Below are 26,913 nucleotides of genomic sequence, written 5' to 3'. Positions count from 1 at the left end.
GGTTTCCCGTGGGGCGGGCACTGATGAAGTTTTCTGCTCTACAGTCCTGCTCACGACGGAGGCCACATTAAGTGGCCTCCTGTTCGTGCGGAACTCGCGATAAACTTCATCAGTGCCCGCCCCACGGGAAAACTGCCAATAAGGGACCAGGTTTATTTTGGGCAGCTTTATCTGGGAAAATACTGCTACGTCTATCTACTGATCTGAAATCTGGCTACTGAATAGACTGTCTAACTAAATAGCGAGCGGCACTAACCAGCCCTTTTGCTTGCGCCCGGGAGGGACGCATATGAAGTTTATCGCGAGTTCCGCACGCAAAGGAAAGCACTTAATGTGCTTTCCGTCTTGCGCAGGACTGTAGAGCAGGAAACTTCATATGCGGCCCTCCCGGGCGCAAGCAAAAGGGCGACCCCCTTAGGAGTCGCCCTTGTTGAGCTGCTTATGTTTAGCTGTTACTCGGCGTCGTGGTGACGGCGGGGCTTGCGGCCTCCGTTGTCACCGGGACGGCGCGGACGGTCGCTGCGCTCGGAGCGCTCGCGACGCGGACGCTCACGGCGCTGGAAGTGCTCGCCGTCGCCCTCAGAGGCACCCTCGGCACGAGCCGGGGCCTCGGGCTTGTCCAGACGATCGAGCGAAATCTTGCCACGATCGTCGACCTCGATGACGACGACCTTGACCTCGTCGCCCACGTTGAGGACGTCCTCGACCTTCTCCACGCGGCCCTTGGCGACGCGGGAGATGTGCAGCAGGCCGTCCTTACCGGGCAGCAGGTTGACGAAGGCGCCGAAGGGCTGGATGGAGACCACGCGACCGGTGTACTCCTCGCCCGGCTCGGGAACCTTGATGATGAGCTTGATACGCTCGACGGCCTGGTCGACGGACTCGCCGGTGCCGCCGACAAAGACGGTGCCGTCCTCCTGGATGTCGACCGAGGCGCCGGTCTCGTCCTGGATACCGCGGATGACCTTACCGCCGGAACCGATGACGTCGCGGATCTTGTCGGTCGGAACCTGGATGGAAACGATGCGCGGAGCGGTGCTGCGCGTGGTGTGGCGCGGCTCGGGAATCACATCGAGCATCTTCTGCAGGATGAAGGCGCGACCCTCCTTGGCCTGTTGCAGAGCGCGGGCCAGGATGTCGAAGGTGAGGCCGGTGGCCTTGTTGTCCATCTGCAGGGCGGTGATGCCCTCGGTGGTGCCGGTGACCTTAAAGTCCATGTCGCCCAGGAAGTCCTCGAGACCCTGGATGTCGGACAGGACCACGGTCTTGCCCTCCTCCTGGATCAGGCCCATGGCGATACCGGAGACCGGGCGCTTAATGGGCACGCCGCCGTCCATAAGGGCGAGCGTAGAGCCGCAGGTCGAAGCCATCGAAGAGGAGCCGTTGGACTCCATGACCTCGGAGACCACGCGGATGGCGTAGGGGAACTCGTTCTCGTCGGGGAGCACCGGAAGCAGGGCGCGCTCGGCCAGGTTGCCATGGCCGATCTCGCGGCGCTTGGGGCTGCCCATGCGGCCGGTCTCGCCGGTGCAGAACGGCGGGAAGTTGTAGTGGTGCATGTAGCGCTTGCCCTCGGTGGGCTCGATGGTATCCAGACGCTGGCCCTCGTTGAGCATACCGAGCGACAGGACAGAAAGCACCTGGGTCTGGCCACGCTGGAACAGACCAGAGCCGTGAACGAGCGGCAGGTAGTTGTCCTTCACCATGATGGGACGGATCTCGTCGGCGGCACGGCCGTCGACGCGCTCGCCGGTCTCGACGACCATGGTGCGCATGGCCTTCTTCTCGAGCTTCTTGAGCGCCACGGGGATCTCGCGCTCCCAAGCGGCCTGCTCCTCCTCGGTGAACTCGGCGCGGATGGACTCCTTCAGAGCCTCGACCTTACCGATACGGGAGAGCTTGTCGGCGTCGCGAAGGGCGGCAGCCATCTCGTCGTAGTGGGCGAAGATGCGCTCCTGGACCTCCTCGACGGGCTGGTCGAGCGGGTACTCCTTCTTGACGATGGGGCCGTTGACCTGCTCCCACTCGGCGACGAACTCGTCCTGAGCCTGGCAGAAAGCAGCAAGGGCCTCCTGGCCAAACTTCATAGCGGCGAGCATGTCGTCCTCGGAGATCTCCTCGGCGCCGGCCTCGACCATCGAGATGAAGTCGGCGGATCCGCCCAGCTCCAGGTCCAGATCGGAGTTCTCGCGCTCCTCGTAGGTGGGGTTGACGATAAACTCGCCGGTCTCCACGTTACGGCCGATGCGCACGCAGGCAAGCGGGCCCTCGAAGGGCACGCCGCCGAGCGTCATGGCCAGGGAGGCACCCATGACGTTGATGACGTCGAAGGGGTTGACCTGGTCGGCGACGAGCGAGGTAGCGACAATGTGTACCTCGTTGCGGAAGCCGTCCGGGAAGCTCGGGCGAATCGGACGGTCGATCATGCGAGCGGTGAGCGTGGCCTTCTCGCTGGGACGGCCCTCACGCTTGAGGTAGCCACCCGGGATGCGGCCGGCAGCGTACATCTTCTCGTTGAAGTCGACGGTCAGCGGGAAGAAGTCATAGTTCTTGCGCTCCTTGGAGACGACCACGGTATCGAGCATCGTGGTGTCGCCCTGCTTGACCAGACAGGCGCCAGTGGCCTGCTTGGCAAGCTCGCCGGACTCAAAGGTGTAGGTCTTGCCGTACAGCTCAAAGGTCTTGGATACGAGTGTCATTGTTCTCCTTTACCCCACAGGCCCCTTGCCTGCGGGCTTCTCATGTGACGCGGGCCCCCTGCCCCCGCCACGCTTCAGAGCGTGATTGTTCACGCCCTTACACAAAAAGAGCGTCCCGCATGCAGGACGCTCTTAGCATGTACAAGTTCGCTACTGAATATTGTCGCGAATGCCCAGAGCCTTGATGAGCTCACGGTACTCGACGATGTCGTTCTTCTTGATGTAGGAGAGAAGACGACGACGACGGCCGACGAGCATGAGCAGGCCACGACGGGTGTGGAAGTCCTTCTGGTGGGACTTCATGTGCTCGGTCAGCTCCTTGATGCGCTCGGACAGGATGGCGACCTGAACCTTGGGGTTGCCGGTGTCGACCGGGGTGTTACCGAACTGGGCAGTCAGCTCAGCCTTGCGCTCTTTGGAAACAGTCATTGTTTCACCTTTCGTTTAACGTCGCCCACGGGCGACTCGATTCGCCTCGGACTGGGAAGCCGCCGGTGGAGCGAGCAACCAAGATCGAGGTACCAACAGGCCGATATGTTACCACAAGCAGCCCGCCCCTGCGCATCATCACCGACCCAACATGAATTCCATCGCACGGAGGCGCTGATCGGTGTGCGTCGCAGCCCAAACATGCGAAAGCCCGAGCAAGAATGCCGCCGTATGCGGGTCGATTCGCTCGGCCATGAGCGCATCGAAGGTCATGGACATGAGGGCGCGAAGCCATGCGACCTCACCAGTCGATACCAGCTCGGCACCCGGAACGCTCGACGCGCACGATCCGCACATGAGCCCGCCCGCCTGTGGTGAAAAATACGACAGCATGGGGTCTCCGCACAGCACGCAGGCCGAAAAATCTGGTCGATAGCCAACGTGCGACAGCAGCTTAAAGACATATGCCGCCACAAGTAAATCCATATGCGCAGCGTCGAGCCCGCTGCCGACCAGGGTAAGCGCCCGTTGCGTAATGGCAAAGGTAAACGGGTCCTCGGCGTCCTCGAACGAGCACACGCGTGCGACCTCGGCGATCGCGCTTGCGGCGCAAGTCGTCTCGTAATCGGGCGCAGCGCCGAGCGGCGCCTCCATAAGCTCGGCCTGGGAAACCACGTCGAGTGACCGTCCATGCGCAAGCAGCATATCAACGGTACAGAACAGCTCGCAGCGCGCCGCCAACCGCCCGCCGGGCTTACGCGCACCCTTTGCCACGGCACGAACCTGTCGACCCCGCTCGTCAAGCATCGTCAGGATCAGGTCCGTCTCTTTGAGCTTCGTCTTATCGAGGACGAGCACCTTCGTGCGATATGTCCGGGAGCCTGCCATGCGCGCCGCGCGTCCTTAGTCCTCGGCGTTGTAGCCAAAGCGGCGAATCTGGGCCTCGTCGTCACGCCAGCCGGCCTTGACCTTCACGTCCAGCTCCAAAAAGACCTGCGTGCCAAAGATGCGCTCAAGATCGCGGCGGGCGTCGATACCGATATGCTTGATCATCTCGCCGCCCTTGCCGATGATGATGCCCTTTTGGCCCTCGCGCTCGACGTAAATGGTGGCGTGCACGCGCAGCACCTTCTTGGTCTGCTCGAGCGCATCGCAGATCACGCCAACGGAGTGCGGAATCTCATCACGGGTGCGGCGCAAGACCTTCTCGCGCACAAACTCGGCAACGAGCGTCTCATCGGAAGCGTCGGTACCCATGTCCTCGGGGAACCAACGCGGACCCTCGGGCAAAAAGTGCGCAACGGTCTCTATAAAGGCATCGACGTTGAAGTTCTTAACCGACGACGTCACAATCTCGTCGTCATATTCCATAAGCTCGTGGGCAGCCTTAAGCTGCTCCATGACCTGTGCGGGGTCGGCCTCATCGGCCTTAGTGAGCACCAGGACCTTCTTGCAACGAGCGCATCTGACACGCTCGGCAACCCAGGCGTCTCCCCTGCCGATGGGCTTGGTGGCATCAATCAAAAACGCGACGACATCGACATCGTTCAGCTCGAACAGTGCACTCTTGTTGAGCTCGGATCCCAGACCGTCCTTGGGCTTATGGATACCCGGGGTATCGACAAAGACCAGCTGGTAGCCGGGGCGGTTGACGACGGCGCGCATACGGCGGCGAGTCGTCTGGGCCACCGGCGAGGTAATGGCGACCTTCTTGCCGTAACAGGCGTTGAGCAGCGTGGACTTGCCGGCGTTGGGGCGTCCGACCAGGGCCACAAAGCCGCTGCGGAAACCGGGTTCCACGTCACCAAAGCCCGCGAGGTTCTCATCCTCGTCGCACAGGGCGTCGAGCTCCTCATCGCTCATGCCCTCAAACGGGTCGAACTCCTCGACATCCTCGAGCCCCTCGGTATCCACCGCGTCCAAAGTCTCGTCGTCCAGGATCTCATCGGTAGGCTGCATATTGTCGGACATGGGAATCCCTTTCTAAATAAAGCCGAGCGCGTGGGCAAATACCAGCACGCCCACAATCGCGGCGGTGATGGAAAGAATGTATACAGAGGCGGCGGCGATGTCCTTCGCACGCTTGGCCAGCGGATGGAGCTCCTGGGTCGCTAGGTCGACGATAGCCTCCATAGCGGTGTTGCACAGCTCGCCGTGAATCACCAGGCCACAACAGATGATAATCGTGGCCCACTCGGCAATGTCAAGGCCCACGATACAGCCGGCAATGACGGTGCACACGCCCGCCAAGAGCATGACCTTAATGTTGCGCTCGGTCTTGACGGCGGTGACGAAGCCCTCCATGGCGTAGGAAAACGACTTTAAGAAGGACGGATGGTCCTTGTTCGATCCGGGAATCATAGACGGCTCCTAGTCGTGGGCGTGGTTGGTGATGGGGCCGACGTGGACTAGCTTGGGGTCCTCGCCGCGCTCGAGCGCCAGATCGCGCAGGATGGCGTCCTCGCGGGCCTCCATGACCTCGGCCTCGTCGTCCTCGATATGGTCATAGCCCAGCAGGTGCAGCATGCCGTGTACGAGCATCAGACGACACTCGTCAGCGGGGCTATTGCCAAAACCGGGGGCCTGACGGGCAATAACCTGCGGGGCCAAGATGATATCGCCGAGCTCGAGCGTCTCGTCGGCGGGAATATCCTCGTCAAAGGCCGAGTCGCATTCAAACGAGAGCACATCGGTGGTGCGGTCGATACCGCGCCACTCGTGGTTGAGCTCGTGCATCTCGTCCTCGTCGACATACGAAAGGGAAATCTCGACTTCACGCTCAACGCCCTCGGCGGCAAGCACAACCTCGCAGATGTGCTCCACCTCCTGCGCGTCGAGCAGCGTATCGAGCTCGGCATCGTTGCTGATCAATACACTCAACGGGACTCCTTTCGGTCGCGCGGGCGCTGCTCGCGCACGTCATCATAAGCATCATATGCCTCGACGATACGCCCCACCAGGGCATGGCGCACCACGTCGGCGCGCTCGAGGTGCGAAAATGCGACATCGTCGACACGACCCAAAATCTGCTCAACGTCGGCAAGACCGCCGCGACGACCCACCAGGTCACGCTGGCTCAGGTCGCCGGTAATCACGAACTTGGAGTTGAACCCAAGGCGTGTCAGGAACATCTTCATCTGCTCGGGCGTGGTATTTTGCGCCTCGTCGAGCACCACGAAGGCATCGCTCAGCGTGCGGCCGCGCATGTAGGCAAGCGGGGCGATCTCGATCACGCCGCGCTCCATAAGCTCATCGGTGCGCTCGCGATCCATCATGTCAAAAAGGGCGTCGTAGAGCGGACGCATGTAGGGATCGATCTTTTCCTCGAGGGTGCCGGGCAAAAAGCCCAGATTCTCCCCCGCCTCGACAACCGGACGCGTCAAGATCAGACGGCCCACCTCGTGACGCTTGAGCGCGGCAACGGCGAGCGCCATGGCCAGATAGGTCTTACCGGTGCCGGCAGGACCCAGGCCAAACGTGATGGTATGCGTGCGGATGGCATCCACATAGCGCTTTTGGCCGAGCGTCTTGGGGCGAATGACGCGGCCGCGATACGAAAGCAGCACGTCATCGCGAAGCGACGTAGCCTCGTGCTCACCGTCGCGCAAGACGGCCAGGCAGCGAGAGACATCGTCGGCAGACAGCGTGCGCCCGGCGGCCGCCTCGCAAAAAGCGTGCTCGAAAAAGCGCGCCACGAGTTCGACCTCGTCCGGGTCGCCGCTCACGGAGATGCTATCGCCACGGGCGACCACATGAGCGCGAACCAAACTCTCGAGCGCACGAAGGACGCCGTCGCCGGCGCCCAAAACGCGCGAGGGATCAATCCCCTCGGGAACGGTAAGTCTAATCTTCGAGGCTTCCATGAACCTCCCTGCGTGCATGGACCAAGCCGGAATCATCGACTCCGATGATAGCAACATCGAGCAGGCACGGGGCTGTAAGTCCACAGGTATCGTCAAGACGGGCATGATGGAACGAGCCGAGCGTCAGGTTGTCGCCATACTCGAGCACGGCACGCTCGACCGTGCCCACGCGACGGCGAGCGTCGGCAATAGCGAGCTCCTGTGCGGCGGCCCGCATACGGCGGCTGCGCTCGGCCATAACCTCGGGCGGAACCTGGTCGGGCATGTCGGCAGCAAGGGTACCGGGACGCTTGCTGTAGCGGAACACGTGCATACGCGAGAAACCCACACGGCGGCACAGCGCCAGCGACTCCTCGAACTCCTCGTCCGTCTCGCCAGGGAAGCCGACAATAACGTCGCAAGAAAGTGACGCCTGCGGCAGATTGGCGCGAATCATACGCACCGTGTCCTCAAAGGCCTCCGCACTATAGGGACGGCCCATGCGATGCAGGGTCGCCGTGCAGCCGGACTGCACGGGCAGGTGCAAAAACGGGGCGATACGCTGCGGAAAGCGCGCCATAACCTTAAGCAGGCGCTCGGAGATATCCATGGGCTCGACCGAGGAAATGCGCACATGCGGAATAGACGTGCGCTCCATGATGGCCTCGAGCAGCTCATCGATTTCGACGTGCTCGTCGGTCGCGCTCTTGCCATCGTAGGCACCCAGGTTCACACCGGTCAGCACCACCTCGGGCACGCCGGCCTCCTGGGCCTCGCGAACTTGCTCGAGCACGGACTCGACGGGCACGGAGCGCTCGGGGCCGCGCGCCTTCCACACAATGCAATAGGTGCAGCGATGGTTGCAGCCATCCTGAATCTTCACGCCCAGGCGAGAGCGACCGAGCGCATCGACCACCTCGCCATCGCTGCAGGCGGGAACGCTATCGGATTCGACACCCAGTACCTCGCAGACGCGCTCGGCGACATCTATCTTGGACGGCTCGGCAATCACGCGATCCGAAAGCTCCGACAGCTCCTCGGGATGCAAATTGACCACGCATCCGGTCACGAGCACATAGGGCTCGTTTGGATGGGCCAGCGCATGACGGACGGCCTTACGGGTCTTGGCCTCGGCCTCGCCCGTAACGGCACAGGTGTTAATGACGATCAGATCGGCATCCTGGGGATCCACAATAGCAAAGCCCAGGCGCATAAGATCGGCAGTGATACGGTCAGACTCAACCCGGTTGACGCGGCAGCCGAGGTTGACGACGGAAATATGGGGTGCGAGCACGCGGGCTCCTTAATCGAGGATATCGTCGAGGGCACTCTTGATACGGTCGGTCACCGACTTCTTACCGGAAGCGACGTCATCGCCCATCTCATCGGCAAAAGCACGGAGCAGCTCGTGTTGCTTATTGGAAAGATTGGTGGGAACGACCACGCGCAGTTGCACGATCAGGCGACCACGCGAACCGCCACCGCCAATGCGCGGCATGCCGTAATTATTGACGCTCACGGTGTCGCCGTACTGTGTACCAGCAGGGACCGTCACCTTGACGACCTCATCGGGCATAATGCCCTCGACCTCGATCTCGCAGCCGAGCGCTGCCTGCGCAATCGAAATATCGCTAACGAGGTACAGGTCGTCACCGTTGCGCTTAAAACGCTCGTGGTCGGCGACGCGCACGTTGACGATCAGGTCGCCCGAGGGCTCGCCGCGAAGGCCAGCCTCGCCAAAGCCGCTCACGCGCAGCTGGCGACCGGTCGAAACGCCGGCGGGGATATCGATGTCGATCTTTTCATGCGAAGGCGTGCGGCCCTGACCGTCGCAGGTCTCGCAGGGATGATCGATGACCGTGCCCTCGCCGTGGCAGTCGGGACAAGGCGAAGAGGACTGAACCTGGCCCAGGAACGAACGCTGGACCGTCGTGACATAGCCCGTGCCGTGGCAGCGGCTGCACTGCTTTTCCTGCGCGCCCTCGGCCCTACCGGTGCCATTGCAATCCTCACAGGGAGCAAGGCGGTCATAGCTGATCGTCTTTTTGCACCCGAGTGCCGCCTCCTCGAGCGTCACCGAAAGGGAGATGGCCATGTCGCGGCCGCGACGACGCTCACGGCGATTTCGGGCGCCACCGCCGGCACCGCCGCCAAAGAACGACGAGAAGAGGTCGTCCATGCCCATGCCGCCAAAGATATCGTTAATGTCGACGTAGCCCGAACCACCAGGGCCGTCGGCAATGCCGTAACGGTCGTAGTTAGCACGCTTCTGCTCATCGGAAAGAACGGAATATGCCTCGTTGAGCTCTTTGAACTTGGCCTCGGCCTCGGGGTCGTCCGAAACGTCCGGGTGTACGGTACGGGCCTTCTTTAGAAACGCGCGCTTAATCGTCCGCGCGTCGGCATCCTTGTCGACGCCAAGCACCTCGTAGTAATCCCTATTTTCCGACACGACCGAATCCTTCCGACTTTCATTATTGTCACAGTGCGTCCTATACCCAAGCTGGGCCGGCCGCAAACAGAGGGTTTGATGTTATTGCATTGCGTAGGGTGAAAGCATGGCACGTTGCGAGCAGCTCGCAAACCAAACCGACACGAGCGCAAACATAAATCCGTTGGCAAAACCGTTGGCAAACTGCATCGCGCCGCGCTTCCACCACAGCAGGCTGCGGTGCAGCACGCCGTCCGAGAGCACCATGAACAGGCCCATGGCAAACGGAATAAAGCACATCACGGCAAAGGCCGAGAACACGCCCGAGATGGCCGATAGCACCAAAAACGGCGCCACGATGCCCATCAGGTAAAAACCGGTACGGGCCTTGCCTTCCAGGCGCTCGGCCTCAACATGGGCGCGACCGACCAGATCACCGCCAGAGGCGCCGTTGGTGCCGGCATGACCCATGCCGCCAATACGGACCTCGTCGCCATCGTGCGTGCCGGCGGGAAACTCAATCGTCTGCTCGGAGGTCACACGGGTCCGCCCGCTGCCGCCGCAATCGGGACAGGGGTCGGCGACGACCTTACCGGAGCCACCGCACTCAGGGCAGACCGACTGGAACGTGCCGGCACCAAACAGAAAGGACAGGTCGACATCGATGTGGCCGCGACCACCGCAGCTCGGGCAGGTATGGGCATGCTCAGACGAAACGGAGCCCGAGCCACCGCAATGACCGCAGGTATCGAAGCGCGTGTAGCGGACGGTCTTGCGGGCACCGCCCTTGGCCTCCTTGGCGTCGAGCTTAATATCGACGACCACGTTGGCGCCGTTCTCGGGATTATAGGCAGCCTGCCCGCGACGCGGCTGGCCCCAGGCTCCACCAAAGGGAAAACCACCCTCAAAAGGATTGCCGTACCCGGCGCCGCCGGCATAGCCGCCACCGTAGGGCGAGGCCGAAGGTGCACCCGCAAAGGGATTGCCAGAGCGCATAGCGTCGTAGCGCGCACGTTTTTGCTCATCCGAAAGCACGGCGTAGGCCTCGGAAACCTCTTTAAACTTTTCCTCGGCATCCGGCTCTTTGTTGACGTCCGGATGGAGCTTGCGGGCCTTTTGCTGAAAGGCCTTTTGAATATCACGCGAGGTGGCGTCCTTGGAGACACCCAGAATCTCGTAGTAATCTTTTTCGTTCATCGTCGCCATGCGCGGCAACCTCCTGCTCACAGCAGCGTATATATTCCGGTAATTCTACCCGAGCGGCCTAAGCTAGATCCCAAAACAGCTCGAACAGAACATTTCCATCGAGCCAGCCCAAGTGGGTCGGCGCCAGACGAGCTCGAACATGGCCCGCGACGACATCTGCCGAAGTGAAGGGTCCCTCATGGACCCCGAACGTCTCGGGCACCCAAGTGGCAAGACCCAATTCGAGTGCGCGATCGCAGGCGGCTGTCAGCTCATCGGCCGGGATGACACGAGCCGCGCAAACCAGCAGGTCGGACGCGACACCGCGCGTCATGCGGCAAGCAAGCATCAGGTCTTCGGCCGCAGCCTCACGCTGCGACAGATATTCGGCCTCGAACGCCATCGCGTCATCGTCACGTTGCACCAGACGCACGCGGTACGAATCGCCTCGAGAAAACACGCCGGGGAACAAACCTGTAAGACGGTCGAAATCCTCGGCGTCGAGCATGCCCGCGGCAGAACGACCCAGGCCCAGGTAGCCCCGTCCGGTCCAGTAGGCAATGTTATGGGCGCACTCATGGCCGTCGAGCGCGTAGCTCGCCACCTCATACGGGTGATAGCCGGCGGCACCCAGGAGCTCGCGTGCCACGTCCATGCATGCGGCCTGAAAATCCTCATCAGGCTCGAGCGACTCGTCGCGGCACGCCATGCGATAAAGGGGCGTCCCCTCCTCAAGCGTGAGCGGGTAGACCGACACATGATGCGGAGCCGCCGCCAGCACGCCATCGAGCGTGCGCTTCCAACTCGCCGCGGTCTGCCCGGGAAGTCCGCACATAAGGTCGCACGACACGTCAAGCCCAGAGTTCTTGACCGTCGCGATGGCGGCAAACGCCCGATCGGCATCGTGAATACGGCCGATGGCGGTAAGTTCGGTGTTATCGAGCGTTTGCACGCCCAGAGAGACGCGTGTGACACCAACCTTGGCAAGCGCAGTGGCAAGCTCGGCGGTCAGCGACTCGGGATTGGCCTCGCAGGTAAACTCAACGGGGGCGCACCACGCACGAATACGCCGCGCCAGCTCCACCAGGCGCTCCCCCGCCAGCGACGGCGTACCGCCGCCAACATAGACGGTGCGGATATGGTCAAGGGCCCCAGCCTTGCCAAAAGCATCGAGGCGCGCGAACAACTGCTCAAAATAGACATCGAGCGCAGCACTCAGGTCGCACGGAGAAAAACTGCGCGAGTCAAAGTCGCAGTACCGGCACTTTTGGGCGCAAAACGGCACGTGCACGTACAGCGCGGTAACGGCCACCCTTAAGCCTCCAGCGGATGAGGGGGCACCGATTCGCCGGCGGCAAGGGCAGCCTCGCAGGCCACCACATCGCGCTCGATATCATCGACCAGCACCATAAACTCCTCGTACGTGGAGCAGCGCACCACCTGAGCGCGCCAGGCGGCGGCATGGGGCATGCCCTTTAGATACCAGCTCGCGTACGTACGGGCGCGCGACATAAGCGGCAGAAGCTCGTGCGTCAACGTCAGGTGCTCACGCAGAGCCTCCAGGCGCTCGACCGAGGAGCGAGAAGGAACCGGCGTGCCATCGAGCGCAAGGGCGCGAGCATCACCGAACACCCACGGATTGCCGTAGATGCCGCGCGCGATAAACACCGCGCTGGCACCCGAGCCTTGCAGATGCTCAGCAGCGTCCTCGGCCGAGAACACATCACCCGAACCAATCACGGGAATCTCGACAGCGTCGGCAACCTCATCGACGACAGACCAATCGGCCTGGCCCGTATAGAGCTGCGTGGCACAACGACCGTGCACGGCGACTGCGGCGGCACCGGCGCCTTCGAGCATCTGGGCAAACGTCGCGGCATTACGGTCCTCGGCATAAAAGCCCTTGCGGATCTTTACAGTCACGGGCACATGTGCCGCGCCCACCGCCGCCTCGACGATCTTCTCGGCCAGATCGGGCGTGCGCATAAGCGCCGAGCCCTCGCCCTTGGTAACGACCTTGCGCGCCGGACAAGCCATGTTGATATCAATCAATGACAGGCGATCACCCACGCGTTCCTCGACAGCAGCGACGGCACTCGCAAACTGCTCGGGCTTGGAGCCAAAGAGCTGCACGCAAATCCGCTGCTCCTCGTCGGCCGGTAGCACCAGGCGCCAGGTCTTGTTGCTGGCATAGGCAAGGCCCGCCACGCTCACCATCTCGCTATAGGCAAGGTTGGCACCGCGGCGGCGGCACATGATGCGGTAGGCAGGGTCGGTCACGCCGGCCATGGGAGCCATAAGGAACGGCTGCTCGGCATAGGCACCCAGCAACCGCGTACTGTATTCACAAAGCGCCATGGACTTACTCGTCCACCTTGAGGATCGCCATAAAGGCCTCCTGCGGGACCTCGACCGAACCGATGGCCTTCATGCGCTTCTTGCCCTCTTTCTGCTTCTCGAGCAGTTTGCGCTTACGCGAGATATCGCCGCCATAGCACTTGGCCAAAACGTCCTTGCGGCGCGCCTTGACGGTGGAGCGGGCGATAATCTTGTTGCCGATGGCGCCCTGAATAGGCACCTCGAACAGCTGGCGCGGAATGATTTCCTTGAGCTTGTCGCACAGACCGCGTGCCAGGCCATAGGCCTTGTCCTTGTGCACGATAAACGAAAGCGCGTCCACCTCATCGCCCGAAAGCAGGATATCGAGCTTGACGAGCTCGGAGGGACGATACTCGTTGAACTCATAGTCGAGCGAGGCATAGCCCTTGGTACGGCTCTTGAGCTGGTCAAAGAAGTCCAGGATGAGCTCGGCAAGCGGCATGTCAAACCGCATCTCGACCGATTTGCTCGTGAGATGGATCATGTCGGTCGTAATGCCGCGGTGCTCGATGGCGAGCTGCATGACGGCACCCGTATACTCGGGCGGGCAGATAATCTTGGCCTTGAGGTAAGGCTCCTCGATGCGCTCGATGCGCGTAGCCTCGGGCAGATCTTGCGGGCTGCGGACATCAATCATCTCGCCGTCGGTCTTGTAGACGTGATAGTCCACCGAAGGGCTCGTGGCAATCAAATCCAGATTGAACTCGCGCTCCAGGCGCTCCTTGACGACCTCCATATGCAACAGGCCCAAGAAGCCCACGCGGAAGCCAAAGCCGAGCGCCACCGAGGTCTCGGGCTCCCACACCAACGACGGGTCGTTGACATGCAGCTTATCGAGAGCGTCGCGCAGGTTCTCGTAATCCTTGTTGTCGATCGGGAACAGGCCCGTATAGACCATGGGCTTGGCCTCGCGGTAGCCGGGAAGCGGCTCGGGGCAGGGATTCGACGCCCACGTGAGGGTATCGCCCACGTGCACGGCCTCGGGATCCTTCAGGCCCGTGACCACGTAGCCCACCTCGCCGACCGTCAGTGCGTCTACCGGCGTCTCGGCGGGACGCTTGACGCCCACGCCGTCGACCAAGAAGTCACCCTCGGCCTGCATCATGCGCAGGGTATCGCCCTTTTTGATGGATCCGTCAAAGACGCGGACCGTGGCAACGACGCCGCGGTACTCATCGAAATACGAATCCAGGATAAGCGCCTTGAGCGGCGCGTTAGCATCGCCCTTGGGCGGAGAGATCAAAAAGACAATGGACTCCAGCAGATCGTGGATACCCTCGCCGGTCTTGCCCGATACGCATACGGCATCGTCGGCAGGAATCGCCAGATCATCCTCGATCTCGGTCTTAACCTCGTCGGGATGTGCCGACGGCAGGTCGATCTTGTTGATGGCGGGCACGATATCCAGGTTGGCGTTCATGGCGAGTGTCGCGTTGGAGACGGTCTGCGCCTCGACGCCCTGCGTGGCGTCGACGACGAGCACCGCGCCCTCACAGGCGGCCAGCGAGCGCGAGACCTCATAGGTAAAGTCCACGTGGCCCGGTGTATCGATCAGGTTGAACTGATACGTCTCACCATCGTCGGCGTCATAGGAAACGCGAACGGCATTGGACTTGATCGTGATGCCGCGCTCGCGCTCGATATCCATGGTGTCGAGCAGTTGCGACTCCATATCGCGCTCGTCGACGGTATGGGTGAGCTCGAGGATGCGGTCACTGATCGTGGACTTGCCATGGTCGATGTGCGCAACGATTGAGAAGTTGCGGATGTGGGAAATGTCAATTGAAGTATTCATGCGGACTATCTTACCCGAGCGGTACAAAAAATGGAGCCTGTTCCATAAAACAGGCTCCATTTATGCGCGTAATCTGTGTGGTGTGAAATTTACAACTTAGGCGTTGATGCTGTTCACGAGCTTGGCAAGACCGGACTTGCGGTTGGAAGCCTGGTTCTTGTGGATAACATGCTTGGCGGCAGCCATGTCGAGACGCTTGGTGACGGTCTTGAGGGCAGCCTGGGCCTTCTCGGCGTCGCCCTCGGCGACGGCGGACTGGACGTGCTTGGTCAGCGTCTTGAGCTCGGACTTGACAGCCTTGTTACGCATGCGAGCTGCCTCATTGGTGCGGATACGCTTCTTCTGAGACTTGATGTTTGCCACTTCTGGAGTTCCTTTCGAGTTCCTTGCAAAAAATGTATGACACCTCTGAGACACGGTGAGGTCATGCAAGCGCCTACTATAGCACGCTCCCCCTCAAAGGGATAGAACGAATTTGTCAAATAGGCAGGTATCATCACGATTTTCTCAAGATGTTCGTAATCCAGAGCAAAAGCGCGGTCTCAGAATCGGCCGAACCCTTGAGCGCGAGCTCCACATCGACCGCTCCCTCGAGCACTGCGACGAGCTCTGCCATCGAAAAGCGGCGAGCCCAGGTCAGGTGATTCTTGACCTGCCAGGACTGAAGCTTAAGCGTTGCGGCCAGCTCACGACCCTGTCCGCGCGCATCGAGCGCCTTGGCAACGATAAGCTCGCGAATACGGCCGCACAGCAATGTGTAAGTCCACACGTAGCTCTTGGCGGGCAGTAGATTGAAGAGCTCGAGCGAGCGGCGCATGTCACGGGCCGAGACCGCATTGAGAAAGTCCCAAGGCTGAACCTCGGCCGTACGTACAATCCAGCGCTCAACGTCGGCAAGCTCAATCTGGGGCGCCTCGACCATCTGGGCAAGCTTAGCCAAGTCGTTATCGAGCATGCGAGTGTTTTCACCCGAACGCGAGACGAGTTCCTCGGCTGCCGCCGTCGAGATCGACTTGCCATGCTGCGTCGCCATCTGCTGAACGCGGCGCGGTAGCTCCCAGCGCTTGGTGACGGAGCAATCGATCACGGCCTTCTTGTCGATCTTGGCGATCGCCTTATACAGGCGCGTGTTCTTGGCAAGCGAGTCGGCGATGATGAGGCAGACCGTTGTGGGGCTGGGACTTGCGAGGTACTCGACGAGCGGCTCCGAGACAGCTTTAGCGAGCTTTGAGCAGCCATCAAGGATTACCAGGCGAAACTCGCTGCCCATCGGAAAGGTGTTAAGCGATCCGATAATGGACTCGATATCGGGGTCCTTAGTCATGTCGCGCTCGTCGAGGTTAAACTCGACCATACCCGACTTTTCCAGACGCGCTTTCATACGCGAGACGGCGTGATCGCGCTTGACTCCGTCGGTACCGACGATCAGATATGCCGGCAGCAGACCGGTTTCGGACATTGCGCTCCCCTCCCGCAGGCCTTCGTATTCGTTCCGTGCCATTCTAGCCCAGGGGCCCACCACACGCCAACGACGTCGTCACGGTCGCTGGCATCGCATCGCAAAGCCATTCGCAGTTGGCGTGACGGTAATGTCGCCGTGTTCGATGGTGCACGCGAACACGCCGCCCGCTTCCTTAACGGCATCGATGCAGGCATCGGACGGATGGCCGTATCGATTCCCCTCGCCCGCGCTCGCGAGGGAAAGCTCGGGCTTCAGGACGTCCAGCAACTCACCATCGACTGAAACCTTAGAGCCGTGATGCCCAAGTTTAAGTACATCGATATCTCCCACTTCCTGCACGAATTCCCGTTCTTGATCGAGCTCGGCATCACCGATGAGGAGCATGCGCAGGCTCTTGCCTTCCTGAGCATAAGAGAGCAGCAGGACAAGCGAGTCCTCATTTCCCTCGCCATCCACGGACTCGAATGGCCACATCACGCGGGCGCAAAATGAGCCGATGTCGACCGTATCCCCACGGCGCACCTGCCGATACTCCACGCCAGGTCTGTTCAATACCTCGACAGGAGCATCCTCCAGCGCATCCGCCGCCACGGCAATCGTTCCGACCGAAAACTGTTCGAGCACGGCAGGCAGACCACCCCAGTGGTCCTCATCCCAATGCGTAACAAAGACGGCATCGATATGGTGCACGTTATTGCGAACCAACGCCGCTACCACGCGTTCGTCGAGCCCGCAGTCGACGAGCGCTACTGCGCCGCCCTCGCGGATAAGAATCGCATCGGCCTGGCCCACATCGAGTACCGTCACCGAAGGCGGAGCGAATCGATCCCAGTAGACGTACGGAATAGCAGCCAAGAGCACCAGGCATGCAAGCCCCGCCGCCATAGGACGTGCACGGGGACGCGGCCACCAGATCAGCAGAACCGCCAGCATACACGGCACTAGGTAAATCCACATGCTATCGGGCGACGCACTCACGGATGCACCCGGCACGGCGGCAAACAGCTGCTCGAAGAACAGCGCGCAACGGGCGGCAATCATGGGCACAACGAGCGCCCAAGTCCGCAATGGTGCCACGAGCGAAAAGGGAACCAACACGATCGAAACAGCAAGCAGTACGCTCACCACCGGACCGATGACCGCATTTGCCAGCGGAGCAATGAGCGAGAACGTACCGAAGGCAGGAATGGTAATGGGGAGCGTCGCCAACTGCGAGCACAGTGTGACGGAAAGCATACTGGCGATGCCCGATGGCACACCCAGCTCACCCAAAGCGTAGGTCGCATAGGAGCAAAAGCACAGAATAGCAAAAACGCTGGCGCATGAAAGTTGAAAACCCATCTCGAACAGCACCGTCGGCCGCAGTAGCACAAAGATGGACATGGTTACGAAGAGCGCCGATGCGCCGTGCCGGCGACGCCCTGCGCCGTTTACGACAAGCGTCGCGAACACCATGCAGCACGCGCGCACGGCCGAGGGCGAAGCGCCCGTAAAGGCAGCGTAGCCCACAAGCGTTATCGCCAATATCACCCGCTGAAAGCCACGTGAGATGCGAATCTTTTGCAATACGCCCTCGATTACAAACCCCACGATAGCCAAATGGCTGCCCGAGACGGCGATAAGATGCGCCGTACCCGTCACCGAAAACCAGTCGCCCGCCTGCTGGGCGCGCAGCTCGGCCGAACGACCGCAGACGACACCGGCTATGAGCGCACGCGCCGGGTCGGTCGCAGGCGCAATGGACGCAAGCAGCTCATTTCGCAACCGAAGCAGCGGCCCCGGAGAGCCCTCATCGACCGACAAAATCCGAACGGCTTTAACCTTGCGCACCTCGCCTCGGAGCGCTCGCGATCGTCCATACGCATCGTTCTCAAAACGTGAAACGCGACCGATAACACGCACGTGCGCCCCAAACTTGAGCTCGCGGTCACACGTTAGGCGAACCGTTGCCAAGTTCTTACCGTCCGCGCGTGCCTCGCAGGTATAGGAATACACGTCGTCGTTTATGGATGGATCGCCCTGCACGACAAACTCGAGGCCGCTTGCCGCTCGACCGTCGAGCGCCTTCGAGGCGCTGAGCGCACCCACAGCCCACCACGCCGAGACGACCGCTCCCGCCACGAGACCGACGGACGCGGCATACAGCCACCGCTTCAAAGGGGCAAGCCGCGCACAAGATTGAGCCAGCACAACGAATACCGCCGCCGCAAATGGAATGGCCCATAGCAGCCCGACCGCCGGCGCCTGCTCCCTCAGCAGCACATCAGCGGCCACGTTGAGCACCAAGGCGCAGCTCATGCACACGCCGGCACACAGAGCCATCGTCCACGGCATCAAGGGCCGCGGAGGCATCACATGCTCGCGCTCTGTCGCACTCATACGCAGATGCAATCTTTGATTTTGGCAAGCTTCTTCTCGCCGATTCCCGACACACGCATCAAATCGTCAACCGAGGCAAAAGCACCGTTCTTTGTACGCTCATCGATAATCGACTGGGCCATGGAGGGGCCGATGCCCGAGAGCGTCTGCAGCTCTGCCGCACTTGCCGTATTGATGTTTACTAGGCCTGTTGCGCCACTCACGCCCGATGATGCGGAAGCCCCACCATCAACACCGGCTTCCGCAATGGACGCCTGCTGTTCCCCTACCGTTGGAACGTGAATTTTTTGTCCATCAGTGACCTTAGATGCCCGATTGAGCCCCGTAACGTCTGCCTCGGGCGCCAGCCCGCCGGCGGCATCAATCGCCTGAGCCACCCGCGCGCCGTCCTTGAGGCGATATACGCCGGGCGACACAACGGCGCCATCAACATCGACATAAACCTCTGCCGCGGCAGAAGCCTTTGTCGAAGAGCCTTCGGATACCTTTCCGCTCGAGGCATCGCCGGATCCCGGCTTCACCAACGAGCCTGAACCGTCAGTGCGCTCAAACGACACACCGCCGGCACCGCCGCCAAGGTTCGCCATCGCCAAGCCGCTCGCCATCGCAATGACGACCAGTATCGCCATCAACACTGCCTTATGACCGAACAGCTTGTCCGCCCAGCGGTCCATCTTTTTGACCCGTTCGTGTTGTTCGCGCTGCGCCATAGCAAAACCTCCCAACACCATCGTGTCAGGAAAGGAGTTCCACAACAGCCACGCCCCAAAACCGGTTTTCTCGGTCAAACCAAAAGCTGACCAAAACCTTGCACAAATCTGTCCATTTATTCAGGCACACGTCAGCAAATGAACACTTAGCTGCAAAATGCTCAGATAGCAAAAGACCGACGATGCAGACGCATCGTCGGTCTATGCACATATTTACTCGTGATCTTGGTAAATCTCACGCGGAGCAAGCTCCGAATGTTTGCGTTTTAAGGTCTTGGGGGCCTTATACGTGTTGCTCTCAAAGTCGATGTACTCGGTCTGCTTGAGCAGGCGCTCGATCATCTCCTCGTGATCGAACAACTCCCAGGCCTCATGAACGGCATCGAGTTTAGCGTGCGTCTCGGGACGGCGCGGCATAAAGAGCGTGCAGCAGTCGGGAGCGGCCTCAGTCGAGATATCGAACGTACCGATCTCCTCGGCGCGCGCGATGATCTCCTGCTTGTCCGAACCGATGAGAGGGCGGAACACGGGGATCTTCACAGCCTCGTTGACGGCCATGATGTTCTCAAGCGTTTGGGAGGCAACCTGCCCAAGCGATTCGCCCGTAACGATGGCCTTGGCGCCCTCGATGTGTGCAATGCGCTCGGCAACCGAATACATAATGCGGCGATACATGATCACGCGCAGGTTGCTGGGACAGGTGACCGAAATCTCACGCTGGCAGTCGCCAAACGGCACCACGTACAGGCGGCCGATCTGGACACCCGGCTCAAGCGCACGGATGATGTCCTGCACCAAATACTCGCTCGTGTCGGGCGTCTGCGGACGACCGGAGAAATGTACCGGCACGCACACCGCGCCGCGACGCGCGAGCATCCAGGTCGCCACCGGAGAATCGATACCCGACGACAACAGCGTCACGACCTTGCCGGCAGAACCCACCGGCAGACCGCCCACGCCACGCTCGGAGCGCGCATACACGTAGACGCTACCCTGGACCACCAGTACGTGCACCATCGCATCGGGGTCGTGCATTTGAACCTTTTTATCGGGGAAGGCCTCGCACAGTACCTCGCCCACCTGACGATTGATATCAATCGAGGTGAGCTCATAGTCGGTATTGGAGCGCTTGGCGTGCACCTTAAACGAATCGAAAGGACCAAACTCGCGCAGCGCCTTGACGGCGGCGGCACAGTACTCCTGCGGGTCGCGGTTAGTGTGATACGCCAAAGACACACGAGCAACGCCGGGAACGGTGCGAATGACACGCGCCGCCTCATCGGCCTGATGCTCGTTAAAGGTCACGAGGATATAACCGGAAATTCGAGACACGGCATTCACGGAAAAGGCGGCCAAGGCCGCCTTGATGTTATCCATGAGGATATGCTCAAAATGTGCGCGGTTCTTACCCTTCAGTCCAACCTCGTGATAGTGGACCAGGCAGACGCGAGCCGCCATTTAGGCTTCAGCAACCTTGTGGCCGAGCGCCTTCTCGTAACGGGCCTCGTCGTAAGAGATGTCACCGTCGACAATCTCGTCCATAGCCATCGAGATAGTGTCGGCACCGGAAAGCCCGATGGTGATGTCATCGACATCCTGGACGGCAAGCACGCGGTTGTGCTGGCCACGCAGCATGCTATTGATGTCGCAGGCGCGCTTGGAGGCAAGCGAAGCGAGCAGGAAGCGGTTGTGATCGGTCTTCTCCAGAAGATCGTCAATGCAAGGCTTTACAACGGACACGGACCTCAGATCCTTTCATGCATATCGAGAACGCGAACGAGCTCATCGGTCGCGCGGTCGAGATCGTCATTTACCACGACGTCGTCGTAGCGGTCGGCAAGGGCAAGCTCATCGGCGGCGTTTGCCATACGCAGCTCAATCGTCTCGGGCGTCTCGGTACCGCGACCGACTAGACGCTCGCGGAGCACCTCAAGCGAAGGCGGCTTGATAAAGATCAGCACGGCCTCGGGGAAACGCTCCTTCACCTGCAGGGCGCCCTGGACATCGATCTCCAAAATCAGAGATGCGCCAGAGGCGAGCTTGGATGTGACCTCGCTCACCAACGTGCCGTAGCAGTTACCGTGGACCTCGGCCCACTCAACAAACTCACCGTTTGCCACGCGGCGGTCGAACTCCTCGCGCGTCAGAAAAAAGTAGTTGACGCCGTCGACCTCACCTTTGCGTGGTGCTCGCGTGGTAGCCGAAACCGTCAGGCCCAGGTTCGAGCGGCGCTCGCGCACACGAGTGACGAGCGTACCCTTGCCTGCGCCTGACGGTCCAGAAATCACAAAGAGCTTGGAATCCTGAGCGCTCACTTATTTGGTCAGCTGCTCGAGGAGCTGCTCGCGCTGACGGACGCCGAGGCCCTGGACGCGACGGGTAGCGGAGATACCGAGCTCCTCCATGATCTTGGCGGCCTTGGCCTTGCCATAACCAGGGAGAGACTCGATGAGGGTGGAAACCTTCATGCGGGAAGCGATGGGGTCATCGGAGTTGAGCACGGACTCGAGGGACTTCTCGCCCTTCTTAATCTGCTCGCGAAGCTCAGCGCGGGCGTGACGTGCGGCAGCAGCCTTCTCAAGAGCCTGCTTGCGCTGCTCATCGGTAAGCTGAGGGAGTGCCATTCGTACCTCCAAAAAGTTAGGTTATATCTGATTCAATAATTGGCATTTTAGCACGTAGAACGTACAAAATGCCCAATCGCGGCTCCATAGGTTAGACGATACCCGCAAAAAGTGCAATATACTGCGCCCAAAGTTAAGCCCCTGACCTGCGATTCCACACAAAGGATGGGAAAGTTTACGCAGGCACAGGGGCTATTTTGTGCTAATGAGACCCAAAAGTGGTGACTTAGGGGAATCTTTTACGCGACGTTTTCGACCAGCTCGGCGACAATGGCGTCAAAGGCGGCAACCGGATCGTCGGCGCCGGTGATGGGACGGCCCACCACAATGTGGCTCGCACCGCGCTCGATAGCCTGGGAAGGCGTCGCCACGCGGGACTGGTCACCAAGGGCGGCACCCACCGGACGCACACCCGGAGTCACGATCAGGGCATCAGGGCCCAGCAGCTCACGCATGTCGTGAGCCTCCATCGGCGAGCACACGATGCCATCGATGCCGTTGGCCTGAGCGAGCTTTGCCAGGCGGGCGGCCTCCTCGGCCACGGGCGACTCGACGCCGATCTCGCTCAAGGCATCCTGATTCATGCTCGTGAGCACGGTGATGGCGACGAGCTTGGCGCGGTCCTCGCGCGCCTCCTCGGCACCCTCGCGGCAGGCAGCGAGCATGGCGCCCGAACCCAAGCCGTGAACCGAGAGCAGGTCGGCACCGGCAAGCGAGGCCGAACGGGCGGCACCGCGAACCTGATGCGGAATATCATGGAACTTAAGGTCAAGGAAGACCTTAAAGCCCAGGTCCTTGAATGTCTTGACGATCTGGGGACCCTCGGCGTAATAGAGCGTCATACCAACCTTGAGCCAGGCGGCATGGCCCGAAAGCTCGTGGGCGAGCTCGAGCGCACGCTCGCGGTCGCAGTCGAGAGCGACGATTACGCGGTCGCGGGCATCGGTCTCTAGCATTCGAAAGCACCTACCAGTTCGTTGATGTCCTTCACGCCCTGGGACTCGGCCCAGGCCTCGAGCTCGTGCGCGATCTTGAGCGAAGCGCACGGATCGACGAAGTTGGCCATGCCGACCGACACGCAGGTGGCGCCGGCCAGGATAAACTCGGCCGCATCCTCGCCGGTCATGACACCGCCGACACCGTTGATGGGGATATCGACGGCCTGGGCGACCTCCCAGACCATGCGCACGGCGATGTGGTGGCACAGCGGGCCCGAAAGGCCGCCCTTGGGCTTTGCCACGCGGGACTTGCGGGTATGGACGTCGATGGCCATGCCCTGAATGGAGTTGATGACCGAAAGGCCGTCGGCGCCGGCAGCCTCGAGGGCCTTGGCAATCTCGGCGACGTTGACCGGCGCCATCTTCACGAACAGCGGCTTATCGGTCACCTTGCGGCAGGCAGCCATAACGGATGAGGCGCCCTCGGGCGTAGAGCCCATGGCGGCGCCGCCGGCGGCGATATTAGGGCAGCTCACGTTGATCTCGTAGCCGGCAGCCCAGGGGCACAGCTCGACATACATCTCAAGCGCGCGGACAAACTCGTCAACGGAGTGGCCGGCAACCTGACAGATGACCTGGCAGCCGTCCTTGGACAGCTGTTCGAGCCACGGGCCGGACTCGCGGGCAAAGGCAGCCACGCCGGGGTTCTGAAGGCCCACGGAGTTGATCATACCGCCGGGAACCTCGGCCATGCGGGGCGCGGGGTTGCCGGGCCAGGGCTCGGCTGCGCAACCCTTGGTGGTGATGGCACCCAGCTGGGAGACATCAAAGAAGTTCTGGAACTGCCAGCCGTAGCCAAAGGTACCGGCTGCGGTGTTGATGGGGTTTTGCATCTTGACGCCGCCGAAATCGACGGCCATGTTCACGGTACCCACTAGAAGACCACCACCTTGGAAGCATCGAACACGGGGCCGCACATGCAAGCACCCTTCATACCGTCGACCGTCTCGACATTGCAGGTGTTGCAGGCGCCAAAGCCACAGCTCATCATGCGCTCGAGCGACACCTCGCAGTACACACCGGCCTCAGCGGCAGCGGCGGCGACTTTCTTCATCATGACGGCGGGACCGCAGCTGGCGACGTAGTCGTAGCCGCCCTCGCCGAGCAGCTCGGCTGCCGGGTCGGTGCAAAAACCGTGCGTACCCAGCGTACCGTCGTCGGTGCACACGTTAACCGTGGCGCCCAGCGCGCGGAACTCATCGATGCCCACGGCCTTGGACGCGGTGCCAAAGCCCAAGCACACGTCGACGGCCACACCCTGCTCGGCAAGCTTACCGGCCAGGCAGAGGACAGGCGGAACGCCGATGCCACCGGCGACAAGCAGGGCCTTCCTGGTGCCCTCGGGTACAATCCAGCCGCGGCCACCGGGGCCCAGCAGGTTAGAGGTGGAGCCAGGTCCCATCTGGGACAAACGACGGGTATCGTCGCCCACGACGGCGTACCACAACTCGACGGTGCCGGCCTCGGCGTCGGCGCGGTAGTAGCTCAGGGGCACACGAAGCAGCGAGGACGCATCACCGGGCACGGCGATGTTCACAAACTGACCGGGCTTGAGCGCACTTGCAAGCTTGGGGGCCGAGATGACGAGCGAGAAGATGCCGTCGGCGATCTCCCGGTTCGAGACGACCTCGAAGTCGTGCATGCGTGCAGTGGAAGGTGTGGGCATAGACGCTCCAATCCCCCATGCGGTTGCATGGTCCAAACGAACAGAAAGCGCGGCACCGCAAGGGCGCCGCGCACAAAAGCGATAAGGCTATGCTAGCAGATGCAGCCGTCGGCAAGCGTCTGTTTACCGCCGACAAATACATCGGTGGCACGACCAGTGAGCGTGCGGCCGGCAAAACCGGAGTTCTCGGCGCGCGACTCGTAACCGTCCTCGCCGACCGTCCAGGTTGCGGAGGGGTCGAACACGGTCAGGTCGGCGACAGAGCCCGCCTTGACCTGAACCTGGTCGAGGCCCAGGATCTCACGCGGCTTGATGGCCATGAGCTCGACCATGCGAGCCATGCTCATCTTACCCGTGTTGACCAGCTCGGTGAGCACAAGCGCCAGCGAGGTCTCAAGGCCGATCATGCCAAAGGGCGCAAGCTCGAACTCGCGGGCCTTCTCCCACGGGGTGTGGGGAGCGTGATCGGTGACGATAACGTCGACGGTACCGTCGATGACACCCTGACGGATAGCCTCGGCGTCCTCGTCGGTGCGCAGCGGCGGATTGACCTTGAGCGAGGTGTTGTAGGTCTCGTCCAGGTCGTTCTCGGTCAGGAACATGTGATGCGGGGTAGCCTCGCAGGTAACCTGAACGCCAGCGGCCTTACCGGCACGCACGATCTCCAGGCCATGGGCGGTGGAGATGTGCTGGATGTGCAGCTTGGCACCGGTCAGCTTGGCGATCTCGATGTCGCGGGCGATCTGGAGCTCCTCGCCGGCAGCCGGCCAGCCCTCGAGGGCCAGACGGGTCGAGACCTTGCCCTCGTTGATCTGGCCGTGGCCGACCAAGTCCTCGTCCTGGCAGTGGCTCATAAAGACCTTGCCGAACATCTTGCCGTAGTCCATGCAACGACGGAGCATGCCCGCGCCCTGCACGCCGCGACCGTCGTCGGTGAAGGCGACGGCGCCGTGGGCGACCATATCGCCCATCTCGGACATGGCCTCGCCCTTAAGACCGCTGGTCATGGCGCCCGACGGATAGACGCGGCAGTGACCGACCTCGGCAGCACGGGACTTTACGAACTCCACGACGGTACCGTTATCGGTGACGGGATCGGTGTTGGGCATGGAGCACACGCCGGTAAAGCCGCCCTTGGCAGCTGCGCGGGTACCGCTCTCGATGTCCTCTTTGACCTCGTAGCCGGGCTCGCGAAGGTGAACGTGCATATCCACCAGGCCGGGGACGAGGTACTTGCCGGAAAGGTCGCGGACCTCGGCTCCCTCGACGGCGAGATTCTCGCCGACCTCGGCGATCTTGTCGCCGTCAATCAGGACGTCAACGACACCGTCAAGCTCGACGGACGGGTCGACGACGTGGGCATTCTTAAGAAGCAAGGCCATTATCGGCACCTCCAAGCAGCAGATACAGGATAGCCATACGCACGCAGATACCGGCGTAGACCTGCTCCAGGATGACGGAGCGTTGCGGGTGGTCGGCCATATAGGAATCGAACTCGACGCCGCGGTTGATGGGGCCCGGGTGGCAGATAATCGCGTCGGGCTTCATGAGCTTCTCGCGGTCCTTGGTCAGACCGAAGAGCTTGTGGTACTCGCGAATGGTCGGGAACGGAGCACCCTCGAGGCGCTCCTGCTGCACGCGCAGCATGTAGACGACGTCCAGCTCGGGCAGGACGGAATCGAGGTCGCTCGTCACGTGGTCGCAGCCCAGGACCTCGGGCGCCGGCGGTAGCAGCGTGCCGGGGGCGACGGCGTAGGTCTCACAGCCCATGATCTTAAGGGCGGGGATCAGCGAGCCGCAGACGCGGGAGTGCGCGATATCGCCGACGACGGCGACCTTCAGACCGTGGAAGTCGCCCTTGTGCTCCCAGATGGTGTACAGGTCGAGCAGGGCCTGCGTGGGGTGGTTGTGCTTGCCGTCGCCAGCACAGATGACACTCGCGGGCGAGTTCTGCGTGACAATGTAGGGAGCACCGGCGTGCTTGTCGCGCACGACGATGCAGTCGATCTTGTAGGCATTGAGGGTCTCGACGGTGTCGACGAGGCTCTCGCCCTTGACCGTGGAGGTCGAGGAGCCGCCAAAGTTGAGGCTGTCGGCCGAAAGACGCTTCTCGGCGAGCTCGAAGGAGCTACGGGTGCGCGTCGAGGGCTCGTTGAACATGTTGACGATGGTCTTACCCTTGAGCGTGGGGACCTTCTTGATCGCACGCTCGTTGACCTCGGAGAACGCCTTGGCGGTCTCGAGGATGAGCTTGATGTCCTCTTCGGAGTACTCGGTAATGTCGATCAGGTGCTTATGGTTGAACGCCACGGTA

The 26,913-nt window shown here is 61.4% G+C and carries 26 protein-coding genes; all 26 read right to left on the bottom strand.

From position 1 onward, the window contains the following. Positions 1-452 precede the first annotated feature (452 nt). On the bottom strand, positions 453-2,699 hold the full coding sequence (locus GPK39_RS07600; RefSeq protein ID WP_055309899.1) for a polyribonucleotide nucleotidyltransferase: 2,247 nt from the start codon (positions 2,697-2,699) through the stop codon (positions 453-455). 150 nt (positions 2,700-2,849) lie between these two features. After that, positions 2,850-3,128, bottom strand: a complete 279-nt coding sequence (gene rpsO, locus GPK39_RS07595) for a 30S ribosomal protein S15 (protein ID WP_035138510.1) — start codon at positions 3,126-3,128, stop codon at positions 2,850-2,852. 138 nt (positions 3,129-3,266) lie between these two features. Further along, positions 3,267-4,016, bottom strand: a complete 750-nt coding sequence (gene recO, locus GPK39_RS07590; RefSeq protein WP_215674767.1) for a DNA repair protein RecO — start codon at positions 4,014-4,016, stop codon at positions 3,267-3,269. 15 nt (positions 4,017-4,031) lie between these two features. Continuing rightward, entirely contained in the window at positions 4,032-5,099 is a 1,068-nt protein-coding gene (gene era, locus GPK39_RS07585; protein WP_215674765.1) for a GTPase Era, read from the bottom strand. Positions 5,100-5,111: 12 nt separating this feature from the next. Then, on the bottom strand, positions 5,112-5,489 hold the full coding sequence (locus GPK39_RS07580) for a diacylglycerol kinase family protein (protein WP_195239272.1): 378 nt from the start codon (positions 5,487-5,489) through the stop codon (positions 5,112-5,114). Between the two features lie 9 nt (positions 5,490-5,498). Next, the gene (gene ybeY / locus GPK39_RS07575) at positions 5,499-6,008 is read right to left on the bottom strand and encodes an rRNA maturation RNase YbeY (protein ID WP_117564282.1); all 510 of its coding nucleotides are present in this window, start codon (positions 6,006-6,008) and stop codon (positions 5,499-5,501) included. After that, positions 6,005-6,991: a PhoH family protein gene (locus tag GPK39_RS07570; protein WP_215674763.1), complete on the bottom strand. Its 987-nt coding sequence runs from the start codon at positions 6,989-6,991 to the stop codon at positions 6,005-6,007. Before GPK39_RS07570 ends, ybeY begins: the two co-directional genes overlap by 4 nt. Further along, entirely contained in the window at positions 6,972-8,264 is a 1,293-nt protein-coding gene (locus tag GPK39_RS07565) for a MiaB/RimO family radical SAM methylthiotransferase (protein ID WP_215674761.1), read from the bottom strand. Before GPK39_RS07565 ends, GPK39_RS07570 begins: the two co-directional genes overlap by 20 nt. Positions 8,265-8,273: 9 nt before the next feature. After that, on the bottom strand, positions 8,274-9,422 hold the full coding sequence (gene dnaJ, locus GPK39_RS07560; RefSeq protein WP_035138517.1) for a molecular chaperone DnaJ: 1,149 nt from the start codon (positions 9,420-9,422) through the stop codon (positions 8,274-8,276). An 81-nt stretch (positions 9,423-9,503) separates the two neighbouring features. Next, on the bottom strand, positions 9,504-10,607 hold the full coding sequence (locus GPK39_RS07555; protein WP_215674759.1) for a DnaJ domain-containing protein: 1,104 nt from the start codon (positions 10,605-10,607) through the stop codon (positions 9,504-9,506). 58 nt (positions 10,608-10,665) lie between these two features. Beyond that, the gene (gene hemW, locus GPK39_RS07550) at positions 10,666-11,898 is read right to left on the bottom strand and encodes a radical SAM family heme chaperone HemW (protein ID WP_215674756.1); all 1,233 of its coding nucleotides are present in this window, start codon (positions 11,896-11,898) and stop codon (positions 10,666-10,668) included. 2 nt (positions 11,899-11,900) lie between these two features. Next, a complete protein-coding gene (gene dusB / locus GPK39_RS07545) occupies positions 11,901-12,944 on the bottom strand; it encodes a tRNA dihydrouridine synthase DusB (protein WP_215674754.1) in 1,044 nt (347 codons plus the stop codon). 4 nt (positions 12,945-12,948) lie between these two features. After that, positions 12,949-14,760 carry a translation elongation factor 4 gene (lepA, locus tag GPK39_RS07540; protein WP_117848629.1) on the bottom strand — a complete coding sequence of 604 codons (1,812 nt, stop codon included), beginning with the start codon at positions 14,758-14,760 and terminating at the stop codon, positions 12,949-12,951. A 96-nt stretch (positions 14,761-14,856) separates the two neighbouring features. Beyond that, the gene (gene rpsT, locus GPK39_RS07535; RefSeq protein WP_022094714.1) at positions 14,857-15,123 is read right to left on the bottom strand and encodes a 30S ribosomal protein S20; all 267 of its coding nucleotides are present in this window, start codon (positions 15,121-15,123) and stop codon (positions 14,857-14,859) included. A 133-nt stretch (positions 15,124-15,256) separates the two neighbouring features. After that, the gene (gene holA / locus GPK39_RS07530) at positions 15,257-16,219 is read right to left on the bottom strand and encodes a DNA polymerase III subunit delta (protein ID WP_215674752.1); all 963 of its coding nucleotides are present in this window, start codon (positions 16,217-16,219) and stop codon (positions 15,257-15,259) included. Between the two features lie 78 nt (positions 16,220-16,297). Then, the gene (locus GPK39_RS07525) at positions 16,298-18,601 is read right to left on the bottom strand and encodes a DNA internalization-related competence protein ComEC/Rec2 (protein WP_215674749.1); all 2,304 of its coding nucleotides are present in this window, start codon (positions 18,599-18,601) and stop codon (positions 16,298-16,300) included. Beyond that, positions 18,598-19,389 (bottom strand): ComEA family DNA-binding protein, encoded by a 792-nt coding sequence (locus tag GPK39_RS07520; protein WP_215674747.1) that lies wholly within the window; start codon positions 19,387-19,389, stop codon positions 18,598-18,600. The genes GPK39_RS07525 and GPK39_RS07520 overlap by 4 nt, the downstream gene beginning before the upstream one ends. A gap of 135 nt (positions 19,390-19,524) precedes the next feature. Then, a complete protein-coding gene (gene thiI, locus GPK39_RS07515) occupies positions 19,525-20,769 on the bottom strand; it encodes a tRNA uracil 4-sulfurtransferase ThiI (protein ID WP_022094718.1) in 1,245 nt (414 codons plus the stop codon). Further along, complete coding sequence (locus GPK39_RS07510) at positions 20,770-21,051, bottom strand: DNA-directed RNA polymerase subunit omega (protein ID WP_035138532.1); 282 nt, start codon at positions 21,049-21,051, stop codon at positions 20,770-20,772. Positions 21,052-21,056: 5 nt separating this feature from the next. Next, positions 21,057-21,626 carry a guanylate kinase gene (gmk, locus tag GPK39_RS07505; protein WP_006236131.1) on the bottom strand — a complete coding sequence of 190 codons (570 nt, stop codon included), beginning with the start codon at positions 21,624-21,626 and terminating at the stop codon, positions 21,057-21,059. After that, positions 21,627-21,935, bottom strand: coding sequence for an integration host factor, actinobacterial type (gene mihF, locus GPK39_RS07500; protein ID WP_006236130.1), 309 nt, complete (start codon positions 21,933-21,935; stop codon positions 21,627-21,629). It lies immediately after the preceding gene. A 239-nt stretch (positions 21,936-22,174) separates the two neighbouring features. After that, on the bottom strand, positions 22,175-22,891 hold the full coding sequence (gene pyrF, locus GPK39_RS07495) for an orotidine-5'-phosphate decarboxylase (RefSeq protein WP_022094720.1): 717 nt from the start codon (positions 22,889-22,891) through the stop codon (positions 22,175-22,177). Then, entirely contained in the window at positions 22,885-23,793 is a 909-nt protein-coding gene (locus GPK39_RS07490) for a dihydroorotate dehydrogenase (protein ID WP_215674885.1), read from the bottom strand. The genes pyrF and GPK39_RS07490 overlap by 7 nt, the downstream gene beginning before the upstream one ends. Before the next feature lie 14 nt (positions 23,794-23,807). Continuing rightward, on the bottom strand, positions 23,808-24,575 hold the full coding sequence (locus GPK39_RS07485) for a dihydroorotate dehydrogenase electron transfer subunit (RefSeq protein ID WP_215674884.1): 768 nt from the start codon (positions 24,573-24,575) through the stop codon (positions 23,808-23,810). A gap of 116 nt (positions 24,576-24,691) precedes the next feature. Further along, positions 24,692-25,981, bottom strand: a complete 1,290-nt coding sequence (locus GPK39_RS07480) for a dihydroorotase (RefSeq protein ID WP_215674745.1) — start codon at positions 25,979-25,981, stop codon at positions 24,692-24,694. Continuing rightward, positions 25,965-26,909 carry an aspartate carbamoyltransferase catalytic subunit gene (locus GPK39_RS07475; RefSeq protein ID WP_035138537.1) on the bottom strand — a complete coding sequence of 315 codons (945 nt, stop codon included), beginning with the start codon at positions 26,907-26,909 and terminating at the stop codon, positions 25,965-25,967. The genes GPK39_RS07480 and GPK39_RS07475 overlap by 17 nt, the downstream gene beginning before the upstream one ends. Positions 26,910-26,913 lie beyond the last annotated feature (4 nt).

Source organism: Collinsella aerofaciens (genome assembly GCF_018785245.1).
GTDB classification, from domain to species: Bacteria; Actinomycetota; Coriobacteriia; order Coriobacteriales; family Coriobacteriaceae; genus Collinsella; species Collinsella aerofaciens_AD.
This window is presented reverse-complemented; position numbering and strand designations above follow the sequence as displayed.